Genomic DNA, 20,202 nt, shown 5'->3' with positions numbered 1-20,202 from the left:
CTCGGTCGCAGGTCGCAGTTCGCAGGTCGCAGGTCGCGGGTCGCGGGTGCAGGTGCCCGTGCCGGGCTGCGCCCCTTCAGCCCTCGAGCTGCTGGATCGAGCGCCCCAGCCACTCTTCCAGGAGCGAGCGCTCGGCGGCGCTCAGTCCCGGCAGCTCCGGTGCGAGCGCGGCGAGCGAGACCGCGCCCCGGAGCGTCTCGTCGGCCCCGGGCGCTCGCATCGGCGCCGAGGCGAGTACGACAGCGAGCACCGCGTCGAGCATGGCGTCTGCGAGAGCGAGGCCATTCTCGGTCTCGGGGGAGCCCAGGGTGCACAGGATGGCGCCGTTGCCCGCGGCGCTCACCATCGCGACGGCACGCTCCTCGCTCACGCGCAGGGCGCCCGCGGCGGCGAGCCGGCGCACACGCGACCTGAGGATCTCGCGGCCCGCCGCATCCGCCTCGGTCACGGGGCGTCTCGGGTCGATCATGAGGGCGTAGAGCTCCGGGTTGGCGAGCCCGAACTCGACGTGAAGCCGATAGCTCGCGCGCAGCTCGTCGAGCGGATCGCCGCCGGCTCCCGACTCCTCGGCGGCGCGCACCGATTTGCTCGCGACGTACTCCGCCATCACGTGTTCGGCGACCGCCTCGAGAAGGCCCTCCTTGTCGCCGAAGAGCCGGTAGAGGGTCGGTGGCTGCGTTCCCGCCTCCTCGGCGACACGGCGCGTCGTCACCTGATCGCGGCCGTGCTCCCGCAGCAGCCGGGCCGCCGCCTCGAGGATCGCTGACCGTGGATCGCTGCCGGAGACCTGCATGGATCAACGGTACCGCAGAAGTGCTATCGTCGGAATTATCTACGTTAACAATATTGTAATAACATCGATAGGGGAACGCCATGATCGTCGTCACCGGAGCCACCGGAACCCTTGGGTCGCTCGTTGTTCACCGCCTGCTCGAGCGCGTACCCCCGCACAAGCTCGGCGTGAGCGTGCGCGGCGTCGAGAGTGCGGCGGCGCTCGCCGACGCCGGGGTGAGGGTGCGGGCGGGCGACTTCACCCGCCCCGAGACGCTGCTTCACGCCTTCGAGGGAGCCGATCAGGTGTTGGTGGTCTCGGCGGCGATCCGTGGGCCGGGGGCCCTCGCCGCGAACAACGCGGCGATCGATGCCGCTCGTGCCGTGGGAGTCGAGCGGATCCTCTACACCAGTCATCAGGCCGCCTCGCGCTCCGCGCTCTTCCCTCCCCATCGCGTGCACGCCGAGACCGAACAGCACCTCGCCGGCACCGGGTTGCCCCACACCGCGCTGCGCAACGGCTTCTATGCGAGCACCCTCGCGGTGAACATCGGAGACGCGATCGACACGGGCGTGATCGCCGCCCCCGCCGACGGGCCCGTCTCCTGGACCGCCCACGTCGACCTCGCAGAGGCGGCGGCCGTCGCGCTCACGCAGGAGCACGCGCCAGGAAGTCCTCTCGACGGTGCCACGCCTCCGCTCACCGCGCCCGAACTGCTCGACCTCGAGCAGGTGGCGAGCATCCTGAGCGACATCACCGGGCGCAGCATCCGTCGGGTCGTCGTCGACGACGAGGAGTGGAAGGCTGCCGCGGTCGCCCGCGGGCTCCCGCCGATGGTCGCCGACTTCTCGCTCGGCATGTGTCTCGCGGCGCGCGCGGGGGAATACGCCGTCTCCGACCCCACCCTCGAGAGTCTTCTCGGCCGCCCCGCCACCCCCGCTCGCGCGACTCTCGAGGGCATCGTGGCGGCAGCGAGCCGACCGGCCGCCGGCCTCGGCGACTGAGCCGATCGCGCACGGTCGTGCCGTGCATCCGCACCCCCGCACCGGCCCCGCCCTCCGGCCACGCCCCCTTCGAGGGATACCGCCCGGGCGGGCGCTCGTGCAGACTCAGGTGGTGCTCGCCCGAGCCGTGAACCCGAAGGACGAGACCCCATGTCGAGCCGCCCTCCCCGTCGACGTCCGCGCTGGCTCGTCCGCACCGCTGCCGCCGTCGCGATCGGGGCGGTGCTGGCCGGCGGTAGCGTCGTCGCCGCCCCACCGCAGTCGGCCCAGGCCTCTTGGCAGGGTGACGCGAGCACCTGGATCAACGGGCTCAACTCCTCGCTGAGCGGCATCTCCGAGGTCTTCGGCAAGAAGCTCGGTCCGCTCAACATCGCGCTCTCGTTCGCGGTGCCCCTCATCTCGTCGATCTTCGGCGACGGGGGCGGGGGAAAAGACCCGGGCCCCGGCATTCAAGACGTGCTCGACAAACTGGGCGAGCTCGACGACATCGAGAACCGCCTCGACGTGATGCAGGAGAAGCTCGCCCAGATCGAGTCTGAGGTGCTGAAGGTCGACGTCGACACACTCATGGGCACGTGCACCGTGCAGACCGCCCCGCTCAAGGACTACCTCACCAAGGTGCGGGCCTCGCAGACCGACTACGAGAACGTGCTCACCGAGATCGACCGGCTGCGCGAGGAGAAGAGCAGCGACAAGAACCGGCTGAAGGCCTACGTCGACGCCTTCATCAAGTCGACGCTCGGTGCGACCGACCAGTACTCCGTCAACTCCAGCGCCATGGCCCAATCGATCACGACCGTGCACGAGCGCATGGTCTCGGGCGGCGGAGGCAGCGGTGTCATCCAGGACTGTGGAACCGCCTACCTGGCGCAGTGGCGGTTCGCCCACACCGCATCCGGTCAGGCGCAGTCCGTGACGGCCGATCAGGCCGGGGCCTGGGTCGACGACCGGCAGTACTACGAACCGCTGCAGAACCTCGTGCAGTACTGGCAGATCGCTCAGACGCAGGGGGTGTTCCTGCTGCAGCAGGCCGCTCTCATGCAGGCGACCAAGCAGTACGTGAAGCAGAGCGGCCAGCAGGTGCTGCCCGCGGATGCGTCGGCGGTCTGCAGCAGGGCGCTCTCCACCGAGAAGGCGCCGAACGCGGCGGTGGTCTGCGACACCTCGCTCAAGTTCAGCAAGGGCTTTTACACCGACATCGTCGACGAGTGGCGTCAGGTGGGTGTTCCGCTCTCCGACGACAAGGTGATGATGAGCCTCGGCACCGACGTCACGGGCGCGCAGAAGACGGTGCCGGTGTACGACGCGAAGACCGAGAAGTACACCGACACGAAGGTCTCGACCGTGTCGCGGCTCTGGGTTCGCGACCCGGCGGCCTCGGGAGTGCCGTGGCAGTGGGGCACGTGGGCCACGGGCGCGACAGCCACGAGCTACGCCGGGTTCAGCGGCTTCGTGCCCGCCGGTTCGGCGCAGTGGGGCGACCTCGTGGGCGGATACCAGGTGTCGCATCCGGGTGTGAAGCCAGACGTCATGCAGCCCCAGCAGAGCTTTCCCGGCGTGAGCGACACCTACGCCGCCTCCAAGGTTCCGGCGTACGCGCCCACCGACATCATCGCGGCGATGAGCACGGCGAAGAGCTCCGCCGAGGCGGGCTCCGACCCCGCGGCGACACCCGCGGTGTTCGCCGCCTCCGGCATCGACATGGTGTGGATGCCGGGCGAGAAGGCCAGCTGGAACTTCTCCTTCGTGAACGGTGACGGCTTCGGCGCGCTCGGCGGCCTCGACTTCCCGCCGTCAGGACTCTTCGTGCCAGAGTCGTCCAACCGCCTCTACTTCGGCAGCGAAGGCCTCTCCATCAAATGCTTCGTGGCGAGAGCCGACGGCGCACTGTGCACCAGCGGCACCCCGGGAAGCGGGGCCACGGCGGGGTCGACCCTCGACCCGAACGTGGGCTCGTGGTTCATCGGCCGTCAGGGAACGGGCTGGAGCACGGAGGAGGGCAGGGCCGGCTTCGAGATCCAGCCCGTGAACCAGAACATGGACCACTTCTACGGCTACTCCGGATCGGCCAGCCGATGCGAGGGCAGGAGCTGCCTCTACATGATCGACACGATGTACCAGCAGCCGCGCTGGCTCGCACCGTTCACCCTGAAGGACGGCAGCGTCGTCGAGGGAGACCCGTCGACCGAGGCCACCCTGTGGCCCGTCGCCCCGATGCCGGCCGAGTGCGGCAAGACCATCTGGGGCGCTCCCACCCGCTGCGGCACCCAGCTCGACGCGTGGCTGAAGGCGAACATCCCGAACCCCAACGTGAGCGGGCCCGTGATCACGGCACAGCCCGTCGTCACCCCGGTCGACAACACCGGCACGGTCACCTGCCCGGTGCCCACCTGGCAGCAGTCGGCGACCGAGGCCGGTGTGCCGATCGTCACCAGCCAGGCGACCTGGGCCGGGTGGGTGAGCAACACGAGATCGGCGAAGGCGACCGCGGCCATCGGCGCCCCGTTCGTGCTCGGAGACCTGGCGAAGGACTGGACGCCGAAGCCGAAGTCGTTCTCCGTGCTCTGCACCTACACGGCTCGGTACACCGACCTCGCGAACGTCACCGTCGTGACGAGCAAGGCCGCGTCGGCGATCTATCAGCAGGGGGTGTACCGGCTGGGTCTGACCGGCGAGCCGGGCGACCCCGGATCGCCGACGCCGTCTGAGTCGCCTGCGCAGCCCGCGGCCGACGGGTCGGACACGCTCGCGGCGACGGGCGCGGCGCCCGCCGGATGGCTGGGGGCCGCGGGGCTCGTGCTGCTGCTCGGGGCGGCGCTCGCCGTCGCGTCGCGGCTGCGCCTGCGGGCGCGACGCGCGCGCGGCTGACGGGCGCGGGCAGCCCGGTGCGGCAGCAACCCGGGCGTCGAGCCGGGCCTCAGCCGAGCCGGATGCCGACCGGTCCGCGGGCGGTCGACGGGTCGACGGGGGTGCCGCCCTGCGTCCACTCGACAACTCCGCGGTCGGCGAGCCGCCGTGCTGCGCGCCGTAGCTGCTCACGACGATCGGATGCGCTGGCCGAGTCGTCCGGTCGAGCCGGGCGGTCGAGACCGTCGAGATCGACGACCGCGCCTCGGGGCCGGTGACTCAGGGAGGCAAGGATCTGCTCCTCGGCCGCACGATCATCCGCCGTCACCCCGCGGCGCCGGCAGGCGTCGGAGCAGTAGCGCACCTCGCTCCACGACCTGGCCCACTTCGCCCTCCACTCGAAACGGCGCCCGCACGACGCGCACACCTTCGACGGCGTGTCGGCGCTCGCCGTGGTGCGTCTGCCGCGTGCTCCACCCTGCGCCATCGTTCTACTCGCTGCCGGCGGGTGCGTCCGGTTCGGTCGCGGTGCTCTCGCGCGCGTTCCGCCGATCCCAGGAATGCCGCCGCAGCGCGGAGAGCACCGCACCGCGGATGATCAGCCACTGGAGCACCGATCCCACGATCACCGCGGGAAGCCAGTAGGGCAGGTAGATCATGAACGTGTCGAAGGGGTCTCTCATGCCTCAAGTACACCCGGGTCGCCCGGGCGCCGCCCGCGGAACCGCCCCTTGACTGCATGCTTGCTTTTTGCAAGTGTAGCGGCATGAGCCTCTTCCTCTCCTGCCCGGTACTCGACGTCGACCGTGCCACCGCCTTCTACACCGCCCTCGGGTGGACCCTCAACCCCGAGATGTCCGACCACAACGTCTCCTGCTTCGCCATCGCGCCCGAGCAGTACGTCATGCTCAGCAGTCGCGAGATGTACGCCGCCGTCGGCGGGGTCGAGGAGCTCATCGGCGGTCCCGACACGCCCTCGAAGATGACGGTGTCGTTCGACCTCCCGAGCGCCGAAGCCGTCGACGAGCTGATCGAGCGGGCGCGCGCAGCTGGCGGGCGCATCGGCGACACCGACGACTACCCGTTCATGTACCAGCGCCAGTTCGACGACCCCGACGGCTACCACTACTCGCCGTTCTGGATGAAGCCCGAGGCCGACCAGAGCGCGTGAGCGATCTCGCCGCGGCCCTCGACGTCGTCGGTGCGCGGTGGGCGCTGCTCATCGTCGCGCGACTGCTCGACGGGCCGCAGCGCTACGGTGACCTGCAGCGCGACCTCGGGGTGCCCACGAACATCCTCGCCACACGGCTGCGCGAGCTCGAGGGGGCGGGCGTGCTGACGCGGCTGCTGCTGCACCACAACACCCGGGCGTACGCTCTCACCGAGCGCGGTCTCGCCCTGCGCGAGGTCGTCACCGCGCTGGAGCGGTGGGGTGCGGGGGGCGCCGTGGGTGAGCACGACGACGACGACGACGAGGAGGAGAGCGGATGAGAATCCTGCGCTACGGAATCAACATCACCCTCGACGGATGCGCGCATCACGAGGCCGGGATCGCCCCCGACGACGAGTCGATGCGCTTCTGGACCGCCGAGATCGAGCGCGCCGATGCCCTCCTGTACGGCCGCATCACCTACGGCATGATGGAGTCGGCATGGCGCCGGCCCGCCTCGGGAGTGTGGCCCGACTGGATGAGCGACCGCGACATCCCCTTCGCCGAAGCGATCGATGCCACACCCAAGCACGTCGTGTCGAGCACGCTCGACGCCGCCGACTGGAACGCCGAACTCGTGCGCGGCGACCTGGATGCCGCGGTGCGCGCCCTGAAGGAGCGACCGGGGGAGAGCCTGTCGGTGGGCGGTGTGACGCTCCCGCTCGCCCTCGCCGATCTCGGCCTCATCGACGAGTACGTCTTCGTCGTGCATCCGGTGATCGCCGGGCACGGCCCGACCCTGTTCCACGGGCTCCGCGAGCGAGTCGTGCTCGAGCTCGTCGACCGCCGGGAGTTCACCTCCGGCGCGGTCGCCCTCCGCTACCGCCCGACCCCCGGCTGAACAACCGATACCGTGGTGAGGTGACCTGGGATGCGTCTGGCTGCGACACGGCGATCAATCACCTCCCGGTCATCGAGTTCGCCTTCCCCGGGCCGGTGCGCGACCGGATCGTGACGGCCATCCTGGCGGGGGAGAAGACGGCGACGAGTTCGCTGCTGCAGGAGTACGACGCGCCCGGTGAGCGCCTCCCCGTCATCGGCGATCGAGGTGCGGTCATCGACTCCCGGAGTGCTCGAGTCGGGATCATCCGTGTCGTCGACGTGCGCGTCGTGGCGTTGGGAGACCCGCCGAGCCTCCTCACTCCTCCTCGACGGCGGCCCTCCATCCGGGAGCGTCGAGACGGATGGCGCCACCGCCCACGATGAGGCGCAACGACTCCTCGAGACCCTCCATCGCATTCGCGCCGAGCTGGGCGACGAGGTCGTCGCGCAGCGCGTCGAACACCTCCTCGCCCTCGCGCATCACCGCCGCACCGCGCTCGGTGACACGGAGCCGCATCTTGCGCCGGTCGTCGGTGTCGGCCTCCCGCGCGAGGTAGCCGCGGTCTTCGAGCACGGAGATCGTGCGTGCCGCCGCCTGCTTCGACACGGCGAGCGCGCGGCCGAGTTCGGAGGCGTTCGAGGCGCCCGAGGCCACGGAGTGGAGCGCGAAGTCGTGAACGGGACGGAAGTCGGGGTACCCGCGGCGGGCGAGTTCGGCGGTGCCGCGCTCGGCGAGCGTGCGGAACCCCGCGAGCATCAGGAGCGCGAGATCGCCACCGGAACGGGACACGTCACCATCCTACCGACGCCTTGATTTAGACAACCGTGTTGTCTAAACTGATCGACAACAACATTGTCTATTTCAGGAGACGCCATGCCCACCCTCACCCCCATCGCCCCTGTCGGAGCGACTGTTCCCGGCGCCACGCACCACAGCATCCGTCTCGACGACACCACGCTGCACCTCGTCTCGGCGGGTTCGGCCGGGTCGCCCATCGTGCTCGTGCACGGCTGGCCCGAGACCTGGTGGGCGTTCCGCGAGCTCATGCCGCTCCTCGCCGCCTCGCATCGTGTCTACGCCCTCGACCTGCGCGGCTTCGGCGACTCCTCCGTCGCGGGCGACGATGTCACCGAGCAGACCGTCGCCGACGACCTCCACCGTCTGGTCGACCTGCTCGACGTCGGGCCCGTGCACCTGCTCTGCCAAGACATCAGCGGTGGTGCGGCGTTCCGGTTCGCGGCCGAGCATCCCGAGCAGGTGCTGAGTTTCACCGCCGTCGAGTCGTCGCTCGCGGGCTTCGGGCTCGAGGCTCTCGCCGACGTGAACGCCTACGGCTCGTGGCACGTCGGCTTCCTCGGCGCGCCGGGCATCGCGTCGATGCTGCTCCCGGGGCATGAACGCGAGCTGCTCACCGGGTGGGCGTACCCGCTCATGACGGCGCCGGATGCCGCGCTCGCCCCCGCCGACATCGACGAGTTCGTGCGCAGCTACTCCCGCCCCGGGGCCTGGCGCGGCACCGAGGGGCTCTACCACTCCCTCTTCGCTGACGACGGTGCGACGAGGGCGCTCGCCGAGAGCTCGCCCCTCACCGTCCCCGTGCTCGCCGTCGACGGGGCGAACAGCCCCTTCACCGAGATGTCTTTCCGCCCGGTCGCCGCCGGGCGCTTCGAGGCGGCGCAGGTCGACGGATGCGGACACCTCGTCGCGCAGGAGAACCCGCATGGTCTCGCCGAGGTGCTGCTGCCGTTCGTGGCCTCGGCGGATGCGGGGGGCGAGCATTCGGGCGTCGCGCCGACACAGACCGCCGTCTGAACCTCGGCGAGCTCTACGATCGCGCGGTCGTGGCGGCGGTGCGGGCCGCGTCGTGAGCTGCGGCGGCGAGGATGGGGTCGTGCGTCGGCGAGGGCGACGCGAGCGGATGCGCGGCTCGAGGAGACTAGTGCGCGCCCGGCCCGGTGAAGCTCGCCGTCACCGAGTTCGCCGCGAGCGCCTCGACCTCCGGGCGGGTGAGCTCGAAGGTCGCGATGACGGCACGCAGGTTGTCGTCGAGGTACCCGCCGAAGTAGGCGGGGTCGTCGGAGTTGATCGTGACGAGGAGCCCCGCGTCGAGCGCCGGCCGGAGGGGGAACGACCTGATGTCGGGGATGCCCTTCAATCGCACGTTCGAGAGCGGGCACATGGTCAGAGGCACCTGGTCGCGCGCGAGCCGCGCGACCAGCGCGCGGTCGTCGAGCGCACGATTGCCGTGGTCGATGCGCTCGGCCCCGAGCAGGTCGAGGGCCTCCCGGACGTACTCCGCCGGCCCCTCCTCGCCGGCGTGCGCCACGGTGTGCAGCCCGGCGGCGCGGGCACGTTCGAAGACCCCGGAGAACAGCGACGGCGGGTAGCCCACCTCCGCCGAGTCGAGGCCGATGCCCACCACGGTGAAGCCCGACTCGAGGACGTTGTCGAGCATCCGCATCGCGTCGCCGACCGGTTCGTCGCGCACCACGCAGACGATGATCGAGGCGGTCATGCCGGTCTCCTCGCCCACGATCGCGATCGCGCGGTGGAGCCCCGCGAGCACCACGCGTTCGAACACCCCGCGCTTCGAGTGGGCCTGGGGGTCGACGAACATCTCGGCGTGCATGACCCCGCCCGCGTGGGCGCGACGAAGGTACGCGGCGCCCAGCTCGAAGAAGTCGTCCTCGTTCTGCAGCACCTGCATGTTGTCGTAGTAGAGGCCGAGGAACGACTGCAGGTCGTCGAACCGGTAGGCGCGCGCGAACGCGGCCTCGTCGGCGTAGGGCAGCTCGATGCCCTTGCTGCGGGCCAGCGCGATGATGGTGGCGGGCTCGAGGGTTCCCTCGATGTGCACGTGCAGCTCGCAGAACGCGAGGCCGGCGGTGACGGATGCGGTGGCTGCGGCACCCGGTTCGGTGGCGGTCATGCGCTGAGCTCCTCGGTGACGAGGTCGAGGAACCTGGCGTAGTCGAGGCCGACGGCGATCTCGATCTGCGGCAGATCCGTCCAGCGATGGTGGTTCCTGCGGTCGACGACCGTCATTCCCCGGGTGAGCCTGCCTTCGGTCGCCACGTCGCAGTGCACCGTCTCGGTGGTCACGAGCGTGGGGTCGATGACGCTGGCGATCGCCGCGCTGTCGATGAGGCTGCAGTACGACTGGTAGCCGCGCCGCTCGACGAACTCCACCACCCGCACCGCGAGGCGCGCCTCCGCTTTGGCCGACTCCCGCAGGCGCGCCAGGTCGGCGGGGCGGAAGTTGATGTCGGGATGGGTGGCGACGTCGAGGCCGACGGCGAGCATCCGGAACCCGGCGTTGAACACGATCTTCGCCGCCTCGGGGTCGACGAAGACGTTCCACTCGCTCACCGGGTTGTCGCCGGTCGCCTGCGACCACGCGTAGGGTGTCGCACCGAACGAGCCCCCGATGATGGTGAGCTGAGCGACCTTGTCGGGCAACGCGGGGTCGAGGGCGAGTGCTTCGGCGATGTTGGTGAGCGGACCGAGGGCGCAGATCGTCAGGGAACCGGAGTGCTCGTTCGCGGTGTCGACGATGAGCTGCGCGGCCCCGCGTGGGTCGAGGGTGCGAGCCGATTCGGGAAGATCGGATTCGGCGAGGCCGTCGCTCCCGTGCGAGAAGGGGTCGGAGGGGTAGTCGCCGCCCAGCGGCACGAGCGGGCCCTGGGCCACCGGGACGTCGGGTGCGTCGAGCAGGTCGAGCACCCGCAACAGATTCGCTGCGGTGCGATCGCTCGGCAGATTGCCGGTGACGGCCGTCAGGGCGACGATGCGGAGTGACGGGGAGTTGTGCGCGAGGGCGATGGCGAGGGCGTCGTCCATCCCCGGGTCGGTGTCGATCAGCACGTCGGTCATGGCGGTGTCTCCTCGCTGGTGCGCCACGGATGCAATGGGTACTGTAAACATAACAACAAGATGACTGAGGAGGGAAGCCGATGAGACGCATCGCGGTGCTGTCGCACATCGTGCTCGACGAGGTCCATCCGTCTGACGTGGAGTCGGTTCCGCACGTCGAGGTCGGGGGAGCGGGAGCCTACGCGGCGGTGGGGTCGAGCCTCGCCGGAGCGACAGGCGCGACGGTGCTCGTGTCGGGCGTCGGAACCGCCGACCGTCAGACGCTCGCCGCGTGGTGTACAGCGAGGCAGATCGACCCGGCGGGTCTCTTCGACGTCTCGGAGTTCAGCCCGCGCACCGTCATCGACTACTTCCCCGATGGTGAGCGCGTCGAGACGCCCGCCTTCGGGCTCGCGCACTTCGACGCCCACACCCCGCTGCCCCGCCACATCCCCTTTCCGCCCGATGCGATCGGCGGCGTGTACCTCTTCCACGACCATGAGCCGGACTACTGGTCCGAGGTCGACGCGGCCCGCCGGCGTTTCGCCGCACCCTTCCTCTGGGAGATCTCCGCCGACTCGTGCCGGCCGGCGGCACTCCCCGCCGTGAGGGAACGGCTCGAGCTCGTCGACGTGCTCTCGCTCAACCGCACCGAGGCGCTCGGTCTGTTCGGCGCCGGCCGTCTCGACGAGGCATTGGCCGAACTCGCGCGGCTCCCGGTGGTGACCGTGCTCCGGCTCGGTGCCGCGGGCTCGCTGGTGATCGACGGCGGCGACCTCACCGCGATCGGCGTCGCCACCGGCGAGGTGGTCGACCCGACCGGGGGCGGAAACAGCTACTCCGGCGCGTTCCTCGCTGACTTCGCCGCCACCGGCGACCCCGTCGCGGCAGTTCGCGTCGCGGCCGCTGCCGCTGCGACCGTGATCGCCCAGACCGGCGCCCCCCTCGTCGACGACGACGCCCGCGCACACGTCCGCGCCGCAGCCCTCAGCATTCCCACCGAACGGAGACCCCGATGACCGACACCTGGAACCCCTCCCGGCTCTACGACGACTATCGCTACGCCTCCCACGTGCCGCGTCGCGGTCTCCTGGTGGAGGGGCGGCCCGCCCTGTCTCAGTTCGACCCCGCGAAGGTGGCGCGCTACGTGCTGCTCACGGTGCGCGATCCGCTCTGCGCCTACGACGACGACCCCGCGGCGCAACTGGCCAGGCGCCTCGACGACGCCGAGCAGATCGGGCGATCGGGCATGTTCACCACCTGGAGCGGCAGCCACCACGGCGTGCCGGTCACCGTGGTGTCGGGCGGCAGCGGCTCGCCCGAGGCCGAGCTGATCATGCACGAGCTGCTCGAGTTCACCGAGGCCGACACCTTCATCCGGGTGGGCGGATCGGGTGGCTACCACCCGAAGGTCGAGCCCGGCGACGTCGTCATCTCCTCCGGGGTGGTGCGCGACGAGGGCATGACGCAGGCGTACATCCCCGCCTCGTACCCGGCAGTGGCCTCCTTCGAGGTGGTGGTGGCGATGGCGCGCGCTGCCGACAGGCTCGGCCGGCCCTACCACGTGGGGGTCACGCGGTCGAGCGACAGCGACTTCTGCGGTGTCGGCCGTCCCTCTGTCGGCGGCTACTTCCAGCCCTGGCACACCGACATCCTCGAGACCTGGGCGCGGGCAGGAGTGTTGAACGGCGACCGTGAGTCGGCGGCGGTGGTGACGCTCGCCGCCCTGTTCGGCAAGCGCGGCGGCTCGGTGTGCTCGGTCGCCGACAACGTCATCGCCGGCCGCCCGTTCGTGGCCGGAGCCGGCCACGCCTCGGGAATGGACATCGCTCTCGAGGGCGTGCTTGAGCTGGCGGCGCTCGACGCGGAGAAGGATGCGGGACGCGGCATCCTGAAATCCGTTCGTAACACAGGGATGATTGACTCCTAAATCGGGTGGTTATAACCTCCATACAACCTGACCAATGAACTCGATCAAGGAGCACAGCATGAAACGGAAGAGGTTCGCGCTCGCGGTGGCGGGCATGGCCACCGCAGTCGCCCTGGCCATGAGCGGCTGTGCCGCGGGTGGCGGTGCATCGGGAGACCGTCAGAAGCTCGAGCTGTGGTTCTGGGGTGCTCCGCCCGCCCAGCAGGAGACCATGCAGAAGGTGCTCGTCGACGGCTTCAACGCCTCGCAGGACGAGTACGAGCTCGAGGTGAACTTCGACAACGCGGTGGACAAGAACATCCAGGTGGCGCTGAGCGCCAACAAGGGCCCCGACGTGGTCTACGGCTCCGGCCCCGCCTTCGCCTCGGCCTACGCCGCCGAGGGCAAGCTCGAAGACATGACGCCGTATGCCGAGAAGTACGGCTGGAAAGACCGCATCCTCGACTCGATGTACGAGTCGGGAACCGTCGACGGCAAGCTCTACTCGCTGCCGAACTCGATCGAGGACATCGGGGTGTTCTACAACACCAAGGTGCTCGACACCCTCGGCGTCGACGTGCCCACCACCTACGACGAGTTCGTCGCCGTGATGGACAAGGCCGCGGCCGCGGGTCTCTACCCCTCGGTCACCGGCAACCAGGGGTGGAAGCCGGTCAACCAGAACTACATCTCGCTGTTCATGTCGCAGGTGGCGGGTGGCAAGACGATCTACGACGCGCTGCAGGGCACGATCCCGTGGACCGACCCGGCGATCGTCAAGGCCGTGCAGGATTCGGCAGACTTCTACAACGCCGGCTACCTCGGCGGAGACGACTACGCGAACCTCAACTTCGACCAGTCGATGAAGCTCCTGAGCGAGGAGCAGTCGCCCTTCTTCATCGGCCCGAGCCTCGCCTTCCAGTTCGCCTCGAACTACTTCAACGATGACGCCGGCAACACCGAAGACCTCGGGTACATGGCGTTCCCCACCATCAACCCCGAGCTGCCGAGCCCCTACTACACGCTCGGCACCACCGCCTCGCTCTCCATCAACGCGGCCTCCGAGCACAAGGACGGCGCGGCCGAGGTCATCGACTACATGATGACCGACTCCTTCGCCAAGGAGATGAACGAGAGCTGGCCGGGCTACTGGGCCGTGCCGCTCAAGGAGTTCTCCCTGAGCGCCGACGACTACACCGGTCTGTCGAAGCCGTTCGTCACCGCCATGCAGGAGACCATCGACGGCGTCAACCAGGGCGACTACGGCTACTTCGTGGGCACCTTCTTCCCGCCGGCGACCGCCGCCGCACTCACCGACATCGACTCGGTCTGGCTCGGCAACGTGACGGCTGAGGACTTCCTCGCCGGTGTGCAGAAGACCTTCGACGAGGAGAAGGCGAAGGGACTGGTGCCGCCGCTTCCGACCCCCGCCGGATAGCGCGAACCAGAGAGGGGGCGGCCGCGCCCGGTGCCGCCCCCTCGACCGCACCGTTAGGACCAGCCATGCTCACCACCCTCACGCCCGACGCCGGGCGCAAGGCCCCGTCTCGACCGACGCCGCTGCCACGGCGCGGTCGCGGGCACTTCAGGCGGCAGACCGCCACGAACTACCTGCTCGTCGCCCCGGCGCTCCTGCTCTCCATCGTGATCGTCGTGGTGCCCGGCATCCTCACCCTCCTCTTCGCGTTCACGAACTGGAGCGGAATCGGCTTCGACGTCGACTTCATAGGCCTGCAGAACTTCCAGGACATCCTCGCCGACCCGGTGTTCGCCACCTCCCTCACCAACAACATCAAGTGGCTCGTGCTCTTCCTGGTGCTGCCCGCCGTGGTGGGGCTGCTCACCGCCGCGCTGCTGCTGAAGCGCAAGCGGATGCGCACCTTCTACCAGGTCATCTTTCTGATGCCCTACGTGCTCGCGCCCGTGGTGAACGCACTGGTGTGGCAGACCATCATCTACAACCCGAACGGCGGAGTCTTCGGCCTCATCGGGCTCGCCCCTCCCACGTCCTCCCAGGCCACCTCGCTCTACGCGGCAGCCGCTGTCGACATGTGGCACTACTGGGGGTTCCTCACCGTGGTGTACCTCGGCGCCATGAGGCAGACGCCCGTCGACCAGGTCGAGGCGGCCTCGCTCGACGGTGCGGGCAGCTGGGGCATCTTCCGGCACGTGTACCTGCCGAGCATCCGCCCCACCCTCCTGCTCATGGGTGTGATGACGGTCATCTTCTCCTTCCTCGCCTTCGACTACGTCTACCTGCTCACCCAAGGCGGCCCGGCCCACTCCAGCGAGGTGATGGGCACCTACGCATACGCCTTCGCGTTCTCCTCGTTCCAGTTCGGCAAGGCGGCGGCCGTGGGCCTCATCATGAGCTTCTTCGGGCTGCTCGCGTCGATCCTCTACACCTGGCTGAGCAGAAGGGACCTGACCCGATGAGACGACCGCTCCGCGATCTGCTCGGGCACCTCGTGCTCGTGGTCTTCGCCGTCATCGCGCTGATCCCACTCGTGCTGGTGCTCCTCAACGCCTTCAAGAACAACTCCGAGATCCTCGGCAACCCGTTCCTCCCGCCCCAGGGCGTCAGCATCGAGAACTTCGTGACGGCCTGGAACTACGGCAAGTTCGGCCAGGGGTTCGTCAACAGCATCCTGCTCACCGGCACCACCGTGGTCGTGGTGCTGGTGTGCTCCTCGCTCGCCGGCTACGTGCTGGCCGGGCAGAAGGTGAAGACCTGGCCGATCATCATGGTCTACCTCACCATGGCGATGACGGTGCCCATCCAGCTGTTCATCTTCCCGCTGTACTCCGTGGTCGCCGGCGCCGGGCTCACCGACAACGTGTTCGTCGTGGGCGTCATCCTCGCCGCCATCAACATGCCCTTCGCCACCTTCCTCATGCGCACCTTCTTCTTGAGCGTGCCGCTCGAGATCGAAGAGGCCGCGCTCACCGACGGGGTCAACACCTTCCAGCTCGTCACCCGGGTGCTGCTGCCGATGGTGCGCCCGGGACTCATCACCGTGGGCGTCATCGTCGGGCTGAACGCCTGGAACGAGTTCCTCATCTCGTCGACGTTCCTGCAGTCGTCGAGCACGAAGACGCTCACCCTCGGCTTTCTCACCATGAACGGCACCTTCAGCACCGACATCGGCACCATGATGGCCGGAGCCCTCATCCTCATCGTGCCGGTGCTCGCGGTGTTCATCGCGCTGCAGCGCTATGTCGTCGACGGCATGGCCAGCGGGGCGGTGAAGGGATGACGCGGCGGGTCGAACTCGATGAAGCCTTCGCCGAGCGGGTCTACGCCGGGGTGCTCGGCAAGTTCATCGGCGTCTACCTCGGCCGCCCGGTGGAGGGCTGGCCCTACGAGACGATCAGCGACACCTTCGGGCTCGTCGACGACTACGTCAACGACCGCCTCGGGCTGCCGCTCATCGTCGCCGACGACGACATCTCGGGCACCCTCGCGTTCGCGCGCGTCGTCGAAGACGCCGAGGGGCGCCCGATCGCTGCCGCCGAGGTGGGCGACACCTGGCTCAACTACGTCGTCGAAGACCGCACCATCCTGTGGTGGGGCGGCTACGGCCGCTCCACGGAGCACACCGCCTTCCTCAACCTCCGCCGCGGGATCCGCGCTCCGCACAGCGGCTCCATCGCCCAGAACGGCAGCACCCTGGCCGAGCAGATCGGCGCGCAGATCTTCTCCGACGCCTTCGGCCTCATGCACCCGGGCGACCCGGCCGCCGCTGTGCAGCTCACCCGCGCCGCGGCGAGTGTGAGCCACGACGGCGTGGCGCTCGACGCCTCGGCCTTCTTCGCGGCCATGAGGGCCGAGGCCTTCGTGACGTCCGACCTCGACGCGCTCATCGAGGTGGGCCGCTCCTTCGTCGCCGACGCGCGGCTCGTCGCGATCGTCGACTCCGTCTGCTCCCGGGTCGGCGCCGACGACGACTGGCGCGAGGTGCGCGACTGGGTCGACGAGCAGTACGGCTATGCGCACTATCCCGGGCCGTGCCACGCGCTCTCCAACACCGCGATGGCCCTCGCCGCGCTGCGCCTCGGCGGCGACGACTTCGCCCGTGCCGTGGCCGTCGCCTCGTCGGTGGGCTTCGACACCGACAGCAACGCGGGAACCGTCGGCTGCCTGAACGGCGTGCGCCTCGGCCTCGCCGGGCTCGACGCCGCGCCCCATCTGCGCACTCCGGTGGCCGACCGTGCGGTGGTGGTGAGCGCCGACGGGGGAGAGGCGGTGACGGATGCGGGGCGTGAGGCCCTCCGCATCGTCGGCTCCGCGCGTTCCCTGCGCGGTCTCCCGTCGGCGCCGCCCGTGGCGCGGTTCGACTTCGGCTTCCCGGGGTCGGTGCACGGCTTCACGGCGTGCCCGCACGCGGCCGGGAAGGACGAGCAGCGCGGTACCTGCGAGAATCCCGACGGGTCGGGACTGGTCGTCACGCCCGCCGGCCCGGAGCCCGTCTCCGTCTCCACCCCGACCTTCCTCGACCCGCTCGACGCGATGACGAACTTCTCGACGATCGCCAGCCCCACGCTCTACCCCGGCGACGAGGTGAGGTTCACGCTCTCGGCGACGGGAGGGAGCGGGGTGCTCGTGCGGCCTTTCGCGCTCTATGACGACGGCGGCGCGGTGCACCGCGAGACCGGCGAGGTTCAGCACATCGAACCCCGGGGCGACACGGATGCGCCGTCGGAACTGGTGTGGACGATCCCGTCGCACGGCAACGTGCTCCCCTTCCGTCTCGGGCTTGAGGTCTCGCCCGCCGATGCCGCTCACGCGCCCGGCGCCCTGAGGGTGCACGAGGTCGACTGGAGGGGAGCGCCGACCTCGTTCACGCAGAGCGGCATCCTGCTCACCTCGATCTGGGACACCGAGCCGGCCGCGCTCGCCCCCTGGGTGAGTTCGGCCCGCAACTGGGAGGCCGACTTCGGCAGCAGCTACTGCGTCTCGCATCCCGACGACGGCGGCGTGGTCACCATCGGAACCCGCAGCTGGGTCGACTACCGGGTGACCTCGGTGCTCACCCTCTCGCTCCACCGCACCGCCGGACTGGTGGTGCGCGCACGCGGGCACCGCCACTACGGCGCCGCGATCTTCACCGAGGGGGAGGCGCAGCTCGTCGATCAGCGCGACGAGCGGCGCACCGTGCTGGCGCGCATCCCCTTCCCCGTTCCGCTCGACACCCGCCTGCGGGTGGAGGTCGAGTGCGCCGGCGAACTGCTCACCCTCCTCGTCGACGGCGTCGAGGTGCTGCGGGCCACGACGCCCCGCACGAGCGGCGGGGGAGCGGGCTTCCTCGTCGAACGCGGCACCTTCACGGCCGACGGCTTCACCGTCGCCCGCATCACGACTCAGCACTCCGCTCAGAACCAACGAAAGGCAACACCATGACCGCATCCGCCGCCACCTGGCAGAGCTTCTCCGTCAACACCAAGCCGGCCGAGGGCTTCCCCGCACCCACCGGCTACGTCGACGTCACCCCGCAGCTGCGCGAGGCGGCGAGCGGAGGCTCGGGCGACGGCGTGCTGCACGTCTTCGTGCCGCACACCACGTGCACCATCATCTTCAACTCGGGTGTCGACGGCACCACGCTGCAAGACATCCGGCTCTTCATCGAGCAGTCGGTTCCCGTCGACCGGCCCTTCGTACACCTGCACGACGGCCCACAGGACGCAGCGGCCCACGTGCGGCTCGTGTTCGGCGTGCAGTCGCTGCAGCTGCCCGTCATCGGCGGTGAGCTCGGCATCGGGCACAGCCAGGGGGTCTACCTGCTCGAGCTCGACGGACCGCGCGACCGCACCATCCAGTACGCCCTGCAGACGTTCTGATGCGAGGCGACGCCACTCCCGACACCGCCGGCGGGCGGCTGGGGGTTCGAGGGGGTCTCTCGATCGATCACCTCGTCGCCGTGGGCCGCGACGCCGCGTTCGACCAGCTCGGCGGGCCGGGACTCTATGCGGCACTCGGGGGACGGCTGGTGGGGGGAACCGAGGTGCGGCTCATCACCGACCTTCCCGACGACGACGAACGGTTCGAGCTGCTGTTCGACGAGCTCGGCATCGATGTGTGGCACTCCCGAGCCGTGCCGTCGGTGCCGAGGGTGTGGATCCTCGACTCTCCCCAGGGCCGTCGCATCGTGGAGACGACGGCGCCCTCCGACCTCGAGCTCGAAGACGCCGAGAGCCCGTCGGAGGCGGGCGAGGTGCCTCTGCCCCCGCTCGGCGAGGCGAGCGACGGGCTCGATGCCCTGCTGGACTCGTCGCCCCTCGAACGCGCCAGGGTCGGCTCCTCGACCCTGGTGGGTGTCGACCCGCATCAGCTCCCGCTGCGCCGCGAAGGCCTCGGCTACCTGCGGCGCGTGCTGACGCGGGGCGGCACCGTGCTGCCCAGTCGGGTGCAGCTCCGGCTCCTCGACCCCGACCCGCGCGCCGCGGCCAGGCGCATCGCCCGCGAGCTGGGGGCTCAGGTGGTGGCGCGGCTCGACCGCGAGGGCATGTACGTCGTCACCGGCGACGGGTGCTGGACCGTCTGCGACCCCGCCGTCCAGGTGCGCGAGACGACCGGCGCCGGCGATGCGTCGGCGGCCGCCATCATGGCGGCCCTCGCCCAGGGCGCCGATCTCGTGACCGCAGCGCACTTCGGGGTGAGCGTCGCCCGCATCGCCCTCGCCGGTACCGGATCGAGCGCGCTCGCCGCGGCATCCCCTCTCACCCACCCGTTCCCCGACATCCGATCGAATCAGGAAAGCTGAATGAACCACCGCGACCACCTCCTCTCCGTCATCGACGCCCTCACCGCCACGGGCGACGTCGTTCCCGCCGACACCCGGCCCGTCGAGGGCGCCGTCGTCGTCGGCTCGGGCGACTCCCTGTCGTCGGCCCTCCTCGCGCAGGCGTTCGGGCACCGCGCCCTGTCGTCGGGCGACATCACCTTCCTCGGGCGCCTTCCCGTGGGCACGCAGACCGTCGTCGGCATCTCGCACTCCGGCACCTCGGGCGCCACCGTCCAAGCCCTCCGCCTGGCGCGCGAGGCGGGCGTGCGCACCGTCGCCGTCACCTCGAACGCGGGATCGCCGCTCGCCGACGCCGCAGACGAGGTGCAGCTGGTGCCCACGCTCGCCGTCGACGAGGTCGTGCCGTGCGCCGGCCACCTCATGCTCGGCCTCGGCGTGGCGGCGGTCTGCGGAGTGCAGACCCGCGGTGCCACCTCGGCCCTGTCGACGAGGCTGCGCGACCTCGCGCCCGTCGTCGACGGTGCGGTCGCCGCGTTGGGCGACACCGCGCCGCGCGGCATCTCGGTGCTGTCGCTGCCCGACCTGCGCGGTGCCGCCGACTTCTGGATGCTCAAGCTCATCGAGGCCACCGGCGTTCCGACCCGATCGGTGGCGTTGGAGGAGAGCGGGCACGTCGACTACTTCATCGGGCCCGAGGCGCACCTCGAGGTGCAGCTCGTCGGTGCCTACGGCGAGGCGCGGCACGAGCGGCTCGCCCGGGCTCTGGAGAGCACCGGCCAGACCGTGCTGCCGGTGCACATCGCGGGCGACGGGCCGGATGCGGATGCCCGCGACCGCCTGCTGCACGAGCTCGCCGGCGCTGTCGTCGGCACGGTCGTGGCGGAGGCCGCGGCGTCGAGGTGGAACCGGCCGCCGTTCCGGGGAGGCGCCGTCAACATGGATGCCAGCCACATCAAGCTCGACGGCCAGCCGGTCGCCTGAGACGGTCGGCGGCACGCCGCGGCATCCGTCTTCCTGCGACCGATCATCATGTTGTTATGAT

22 protein-coding genes are annotated in these 20,202 nt (G+C 70.0%); 16 read left to right on the top strand and 6 right to left on the bottom strand.

The genetic code is table 11. From position 1 onward, the window contains the following. Positions 1–76 precede the first annotated feature (76 nt). Entirely contained in the window at positions 77–793 is a 717-nt protein-coding gene (locus ABFY20_RS15020) for a TetR/AcrR family transcriptional regulator (protein WP_368497041.1), read from the bottom strand. Between the two features lie 80 nt (positions 794–873). On the opposite strand from ABFY20_RS15020, the gene ABFY20_RS15015 reads away from it, so the two are divergent. Continuing rightward, positions 874–1,776, top strand: a complete 903-nt coding sequence (locus tag ABFY20_RS15015) for an NAD(P)H-binding protein (protein WP_368497040.1) — start codon at positions 874–876, stop codon at positions 1,774–1,776. A 150-nt stretch (positions 1,777–1,926) separates the two neighbouring features. After that, the gene (locus ABFY20_RS15010; protein ID WP_368497039.1) at positions 1,927–4,644 is read left to right on the top strand and encodes a hypothetical protein; all 2,718 of its coding nucleotides are present in this window, start codon (positions 1,927–1,929) and stop codon (positions 4,642–4,644) included. Positions 4,645–4,693: 49 nt separating this feature from the next. On the opposite strand, the gene ABFY20_RS15005 is transcribed toward ABFY20_RS15010, so the two are convergent. Next, on the bottom strand, positions 4,694–5,110 hold the full coding sequence (locus ABFY20_RS15005; protein ID WP_368497038.1) for a DUF2256 domain-containing protein: 417 nt from the start codon (positions 5,108–5,110) through the stop codon (positions 4,694–4,696). A gap of 4 nt (positions 5,111–5,114) precedes the next feature. After that, positions 5,115–5,306, bottom strand: a complete 192-nt coding sequence (locus ABFY20_RS15000) for a hypothetical protein (protein WP_368497037.1) — start codon at positions 5,304–5,306, stop codon at positions 5,115–5,117. A gap of 83 nt (positions 5,307–5,389) precedes the next feature. Between ABFY20_RS15000 and ABFY20_RS14995 the strand changes: the two genes are divergently transcribed. Genes ABFY20_RS14995 through ABFY20_RS14980 form a run of 4 tightly spaced genes read left to right on the top strand, consistent with a single transcriptional unit; the run spans position 5,390 to position 7,039 of the window. Beyond that, on the top strand, positions 5,390–5,794 hold the full coding sequence (locus tag ABFY20_RS14995) for a VOC family protein (RefSeq protein ID WP_368497036.1): 405 nt from the start codon (positions 5,390–5,392) through the stop codon (positions 5,792–5,794). After that, positions 5,791–6,114 (top strand): winged helix-turn-helix transcriptional regulator, encoded by a 324-nt coding sequence (locus tag ABFY20_RS14990; protein WP_368497035.1) that lies wholly within the window; start codon positions 5,791–5,793, stop codon positions 6,112–6,114. The genes ABFY20_RS14995 and ABFY20_RS14990 overlap by 4 nt, the downstream gene beginning before the upstream one ends. Further along, positions 6,111–6,674 carry a dihydrofolate reductase family protein gene (locus ABFY20_RS14985; protein ID WP_368497034.1) on the top strand — a complete coding sequence of 188 codons (564 nt, stop codon included), beginning with the start codon at positions 6,111–6,113 and terminating at the stop codon, positions 6,672–6,674. Before ABFY20_RS14990 ends, ABFY20_RS14985 begins: the two co-directional genes overlap by 4 nt. Positions 6,675–6,694: 20 nt before the next feature. After that, positions 6,695–7,039: an ASCH domain-containing protein gene (locus tag ABFY20_RS14980; RefSeq protein WP_368497033.1), complete on the top strand. Its 345-nt coding sequence runs from the start codon at positions 6,695–6,697 to the stop codon at positions 7,037–7,039. On the opposite strand, the gene ABFY20_RS14975 is transcribed toward ABFY20_RS14980, so the two are convergent. After that, positions 6,972–7,445 carry a MarR family winged helix-turn-helix transcriptional regulator gene (locus ABFY20_RS14975; RefSeq protein ID WP_368497032.1) on the bottom strand — a complete coding sequence of 158 codons (474 nt, stop codon included), beginning with the start codon at positions 7,443–7,445 and terminating at the stop codon, positions 6,972–6,974. The genes ABFY20_RS14980 and ABFY20_RS14975 overlap by 68 nt on opposite strands. 84 nt (positions 7,446–7,529) lie before the next feature. On the opposite strand from ABFY20_RS14975, the gene ABFY20_RS14970 reads away from it, so the two are divergent. Beyond that, entirely contained in the window at positions 7,530–8,468 is a 939-nt protein-coding gene (locus ABFY20_RS14970; protein ID WP_368497031.1) for an alpha/beta fold hydrolase, read from the top strand. 124 nt (positions 8,469–8,592) lie between these two features. Here ABFY20_RS14970 and add read toward each other — a convergent pair whose 3' ends face one another. Together add and ABFY20_RS14960 are read right to left on the bottom strand one after the other, a co-directional pair. Next, positions 8,593–9,585, bottom strand: a complete 993-nt coding sequence (add, locus tag ABFY20_RS14965) for an adenosine deaminase (protein WP_368497030.1) — start codon at positions 9,583–9,585, stop codon at positions 8,593–8,595. Continuing rightward, positions 9,582–10,529, bottom strand: a complete 948-nt coding sequence (locus ABFY20_RS14960) for a nucleoside hydrolase (RefSeq protein ID WP_368497029.1) — start codon at positions 10,527–10,529, stop codon at positions 9,582–9,584. Before ABFY20_RS14960 ends, add begins: the two co-directional genes overlap by 4 nt. Before the next feature lie 80 nt (positions 10,530–10,609). On the opposite strand from ABFY20_RS14960, the gene ABFY20_RS14955 reads away from it, so the two are divergent. The 9 genes from ABFY20_RS14955 (at position 10,610) to ABFY20_RS14915 (ending at position 20,141) form a co-directional block, all read left to right on the top strand. Then, positions 10,610–11,527: a carbohydrate kinase family protein gene (locus ABFY20_RS14955; protein ID WP_368497028.1), complete on the top strand. Its 918-nt coding sequence runs from the start codon at positions 10,610–10,612 to the stop codon at positions 11,525–11,527. Beyond that, positions 11,524–12,438: a nucleoside phosphorylase gene (locus tag ABFY20_RS14950; RefSeq protein ID WP_368497027.1), complete on the top strand. Its 915-nt coding sequence runs from the start codon at positions 11,524–11,526 to the stop codon at positions 12,436–12,438. The genes ABFY20_RS14955 and ABFY20_RS14950 overlap by 4 nt, the downstream gene beginning before the upstream one ends. A 58-nt stretch (positions 12,439–12,496) precedes the next feature. After that, entirely contained in the window at positions 12,497–13,855 is a 1,359-nt protein-coding gene (locus ABFY20_RS14945) for an ABC transporter substrate-binding protein (RefSeq protein ID WP_368497026.1), read from the top strand. Between the two features lie 65 nt (positions 13,856–13,920). Further along, positions 13,921–14,853 carry a carbohydrate ABC transporter permease gene (locus tag ABFY20_RS14940; RefSeq protein ID WP_368497025.1) on the top strand — a complete coding sequence of 311 codons (933 nt, stop codon included), beginning with the start codon at positions 13,921–13,923 and terminating at the stop codon, positions 14,851–14,853. After that, entirely contained in the window at positions 14,850–15,674 is an 825-nt protein-coding gene (locus ABFY20_RS14935) for a carbohydrate ABC transporter permease (protein ID WP_368497024.1), read from the top strand. Before ABFY20_RS14940 ends, ABFY20_RS14935 begins: the two co-directional genes overlap by 4 nt. Then, positions 15,671–17,818 (top strand): ADP-ribosylglycohydrolase family protein, encoded by a 2,148-nt coding sequence (locus ABFY20_RS14930; RefSeq protein WP_368497023.1) that lies wholly within the window; start codon positions 15,671–15,673, stop codon positions 17,816–17,818. Before ABFY20_RS14935 ends, ABFY20_RS14930 begins: the two co-directional genes overlap by 4 nt. Beyond that, a complete protein-coding gene (locus ABFY20_RS14925; protein ID WP_368497022.1) occupies positions 17,815–18,255 on the top strand; it encodes a secondary thiamine-phosphate synthase enzyme YjbQ in 441 nt (146 codons plus the stop codon). The genes ABFY20_RS14930 and ABFY20_RS14925 overlap by 4 nt, the downstream gene beginning before the upstream one ends. Next, complete coding sequence (locus ABFY20_RS14920; protein ID WP_368497021.1) at positions 18,255–19,178, top strand: PfkB family carbohydrate kinase; 924 nt, start codon at positions 18,255–18,257, stop codon at positions 19,176–19,178. Before ABFY20_RS14925 ends, ABFY20_RS14920 begins: the two co-directional genes overlap by 1 nt. Further along, positions 19,179–20,141, top strand: a complete 963-nt coding sequence (locus ABFY20_RS14915; RefSeq protein WP_368497020.1) for an SIS domain-containing protein — start codon at positions 19,179–19,181, stop codon at positions 20,139–20,141. It begins immediately after the preceding gene. Positions 20,142–20,202 lie beyond the last annotated feature (61 nt).

The sequence above is a fragment of the Herbiconiux sp. A18JL235 genome, from assembly GCF_040939305.1.
Classification (GTDB): Bacteria; Actinomycetota; Actinomycetes; order Actinomycetales; family Microbacteriaceae; genus Herbiconiux.
The sequence above is the reverse complement of the archived record's forward strand: the minus strand, read 5'-3'. Positions and strand labels throughout refer to the sequence as shown.

Excerpts from the sequence above, each read along its gene's own strand:
- ABFY20_RS15020 (WP_368497041.1), bottom strand. The coding sequence starts at position 793 with ATGCAGGTCTCCGGCAGCGATCCACGGTCAGCGATCCTCGAGGCGGCG.
- ABFY20_RS15015 (WP_368497040.1), top strand. The coding sequence starts at position 874 with ATGATCGTCGTCACCGGAGCCACCGGAACCCTTGGGTCGCTCGTTGTT.
- ABFY20_RS15010 (WP_368497039.1), top strand. The coding sequence starts at position 1,927 with ATGTCGAGCCGCCCTCCCCGTCGACGTCCGCGCTGGCTCGTCCGCACC.
- ABFY20_RS15005 (WP_368497038.1), bottom strand. The coding sequence starts at position 5,110 with ATGGCGCAGGGTGGAGCACGCGGCAGACGCACCACGGCGAGCGCCGAC.
- ABFY20_RS15000 (WP_368497037.1), bottom strand. The coding sequence starts at position 5,306 with ATGAGAGACCCCTTCGACACGTTCATGATCTACCTGCCCTACTGGCTT.
- ABFY20_RS14995 (WP_368497036.1), top strand. The coding sequence starts at position 5,390 with ATGAGCCTCTTCCTCTCCTGCCCGGTACTCGACGTCGACCGTGCCACC.
- ABFY20_RS14985 (WP_368497034.1), top strand. The coding sequence starts at position 6,111 with ATGAGAATCCTGCGCTACGGAATCAACATCACCCTCGACGGATGCGCG.
- ABFY20_RS14970 (WP_368497031.1), top strand. The coding sequence starts at position 7,530 with ATGCCCACCCTCACCCCCATCGCCCCTGTCGGAGCGACTGTTCCCGGC.
- add (WP_368497030.1), bottom strand. The coding sequence starts at position 9,585 with ATGACCGCCACCGAACCGGGTGCCGCAGCCACCGCATCCGTCACCGCC.
- ABFY20_RS14960 (WP_368497029.1), bottom strand. The coding sequence starts at position 10,529 with ATGACCGACGTGCTGATCGACACCGACCCGGGGATGGACGACGCCCTC.
- ABFY20_RS14955 (WP_368497028.1), top strand. The coding sequence starts at position 10,610 with ATGAGACGCATCGCGGTGCTGTCGCACATCGTGCTCGACGAGGTCCAT.
- ABFY20_RS14950 (WP_368497027.1), top strand. The coding sequence starts at position 11,524 with ATGACCGACACCTGGAACCCCTCCCGGCTCTACGACGACTATCGCTAC.
- ABFY20_RS14945 (WP_368497026.1), top strand. The coding sequence starts at position 12,497 with ATGAAACGGAAGAGGTTCGCGCTCGCGGTGGCGGGCATGGCCACCGCA.
- ABFY20_RS14940 (WP_368497025.1), top strand. The coding sequence starts at position 13,921 with ATGCTCACCACCCTCACGCCCGACGCCGGGCGCAAGGCCCCGTCTCGA.
- ABFY20_RS14935 (WP_368497024.1), top strand. The coding sequence starts at position 14,850 with ATGAGACGACCGCTCCGCGATCTGCTCGGGCACCTCGTGCTCGTGGTC.
- ABFY20_RS14930 (WP_368497023.1), top strand. The coding sequence starts at position 15,671 with ATGACGCGGCGGGTCGAACTCGATGAAGCCTTCGCCGAGCGGGTCTAC.
- ABFY20_RS14925 (WP_368497022.1), top strand. The coding sequence starts at position 17,815 with ATGACCGCATCCGCCGCCACCTGGCAGAGCTTCTCCGTCAACACCAAG.
- ABFY20_RS14920 (WP_368497021.1), top strand. The coding sequence starts at position 18,255 with ATGCGAGGCGACGCCACTCCCGACACCGCCGGCGGGCGGCTGGGGGTT.
- ABFY20_RS14915 (WP_368497020.1), top strand. The coding sequence starts at position 19,179 with ATGAACCACCGCGACCACCTCCTCTCCGTCATCGACGCCCTCACCGCC.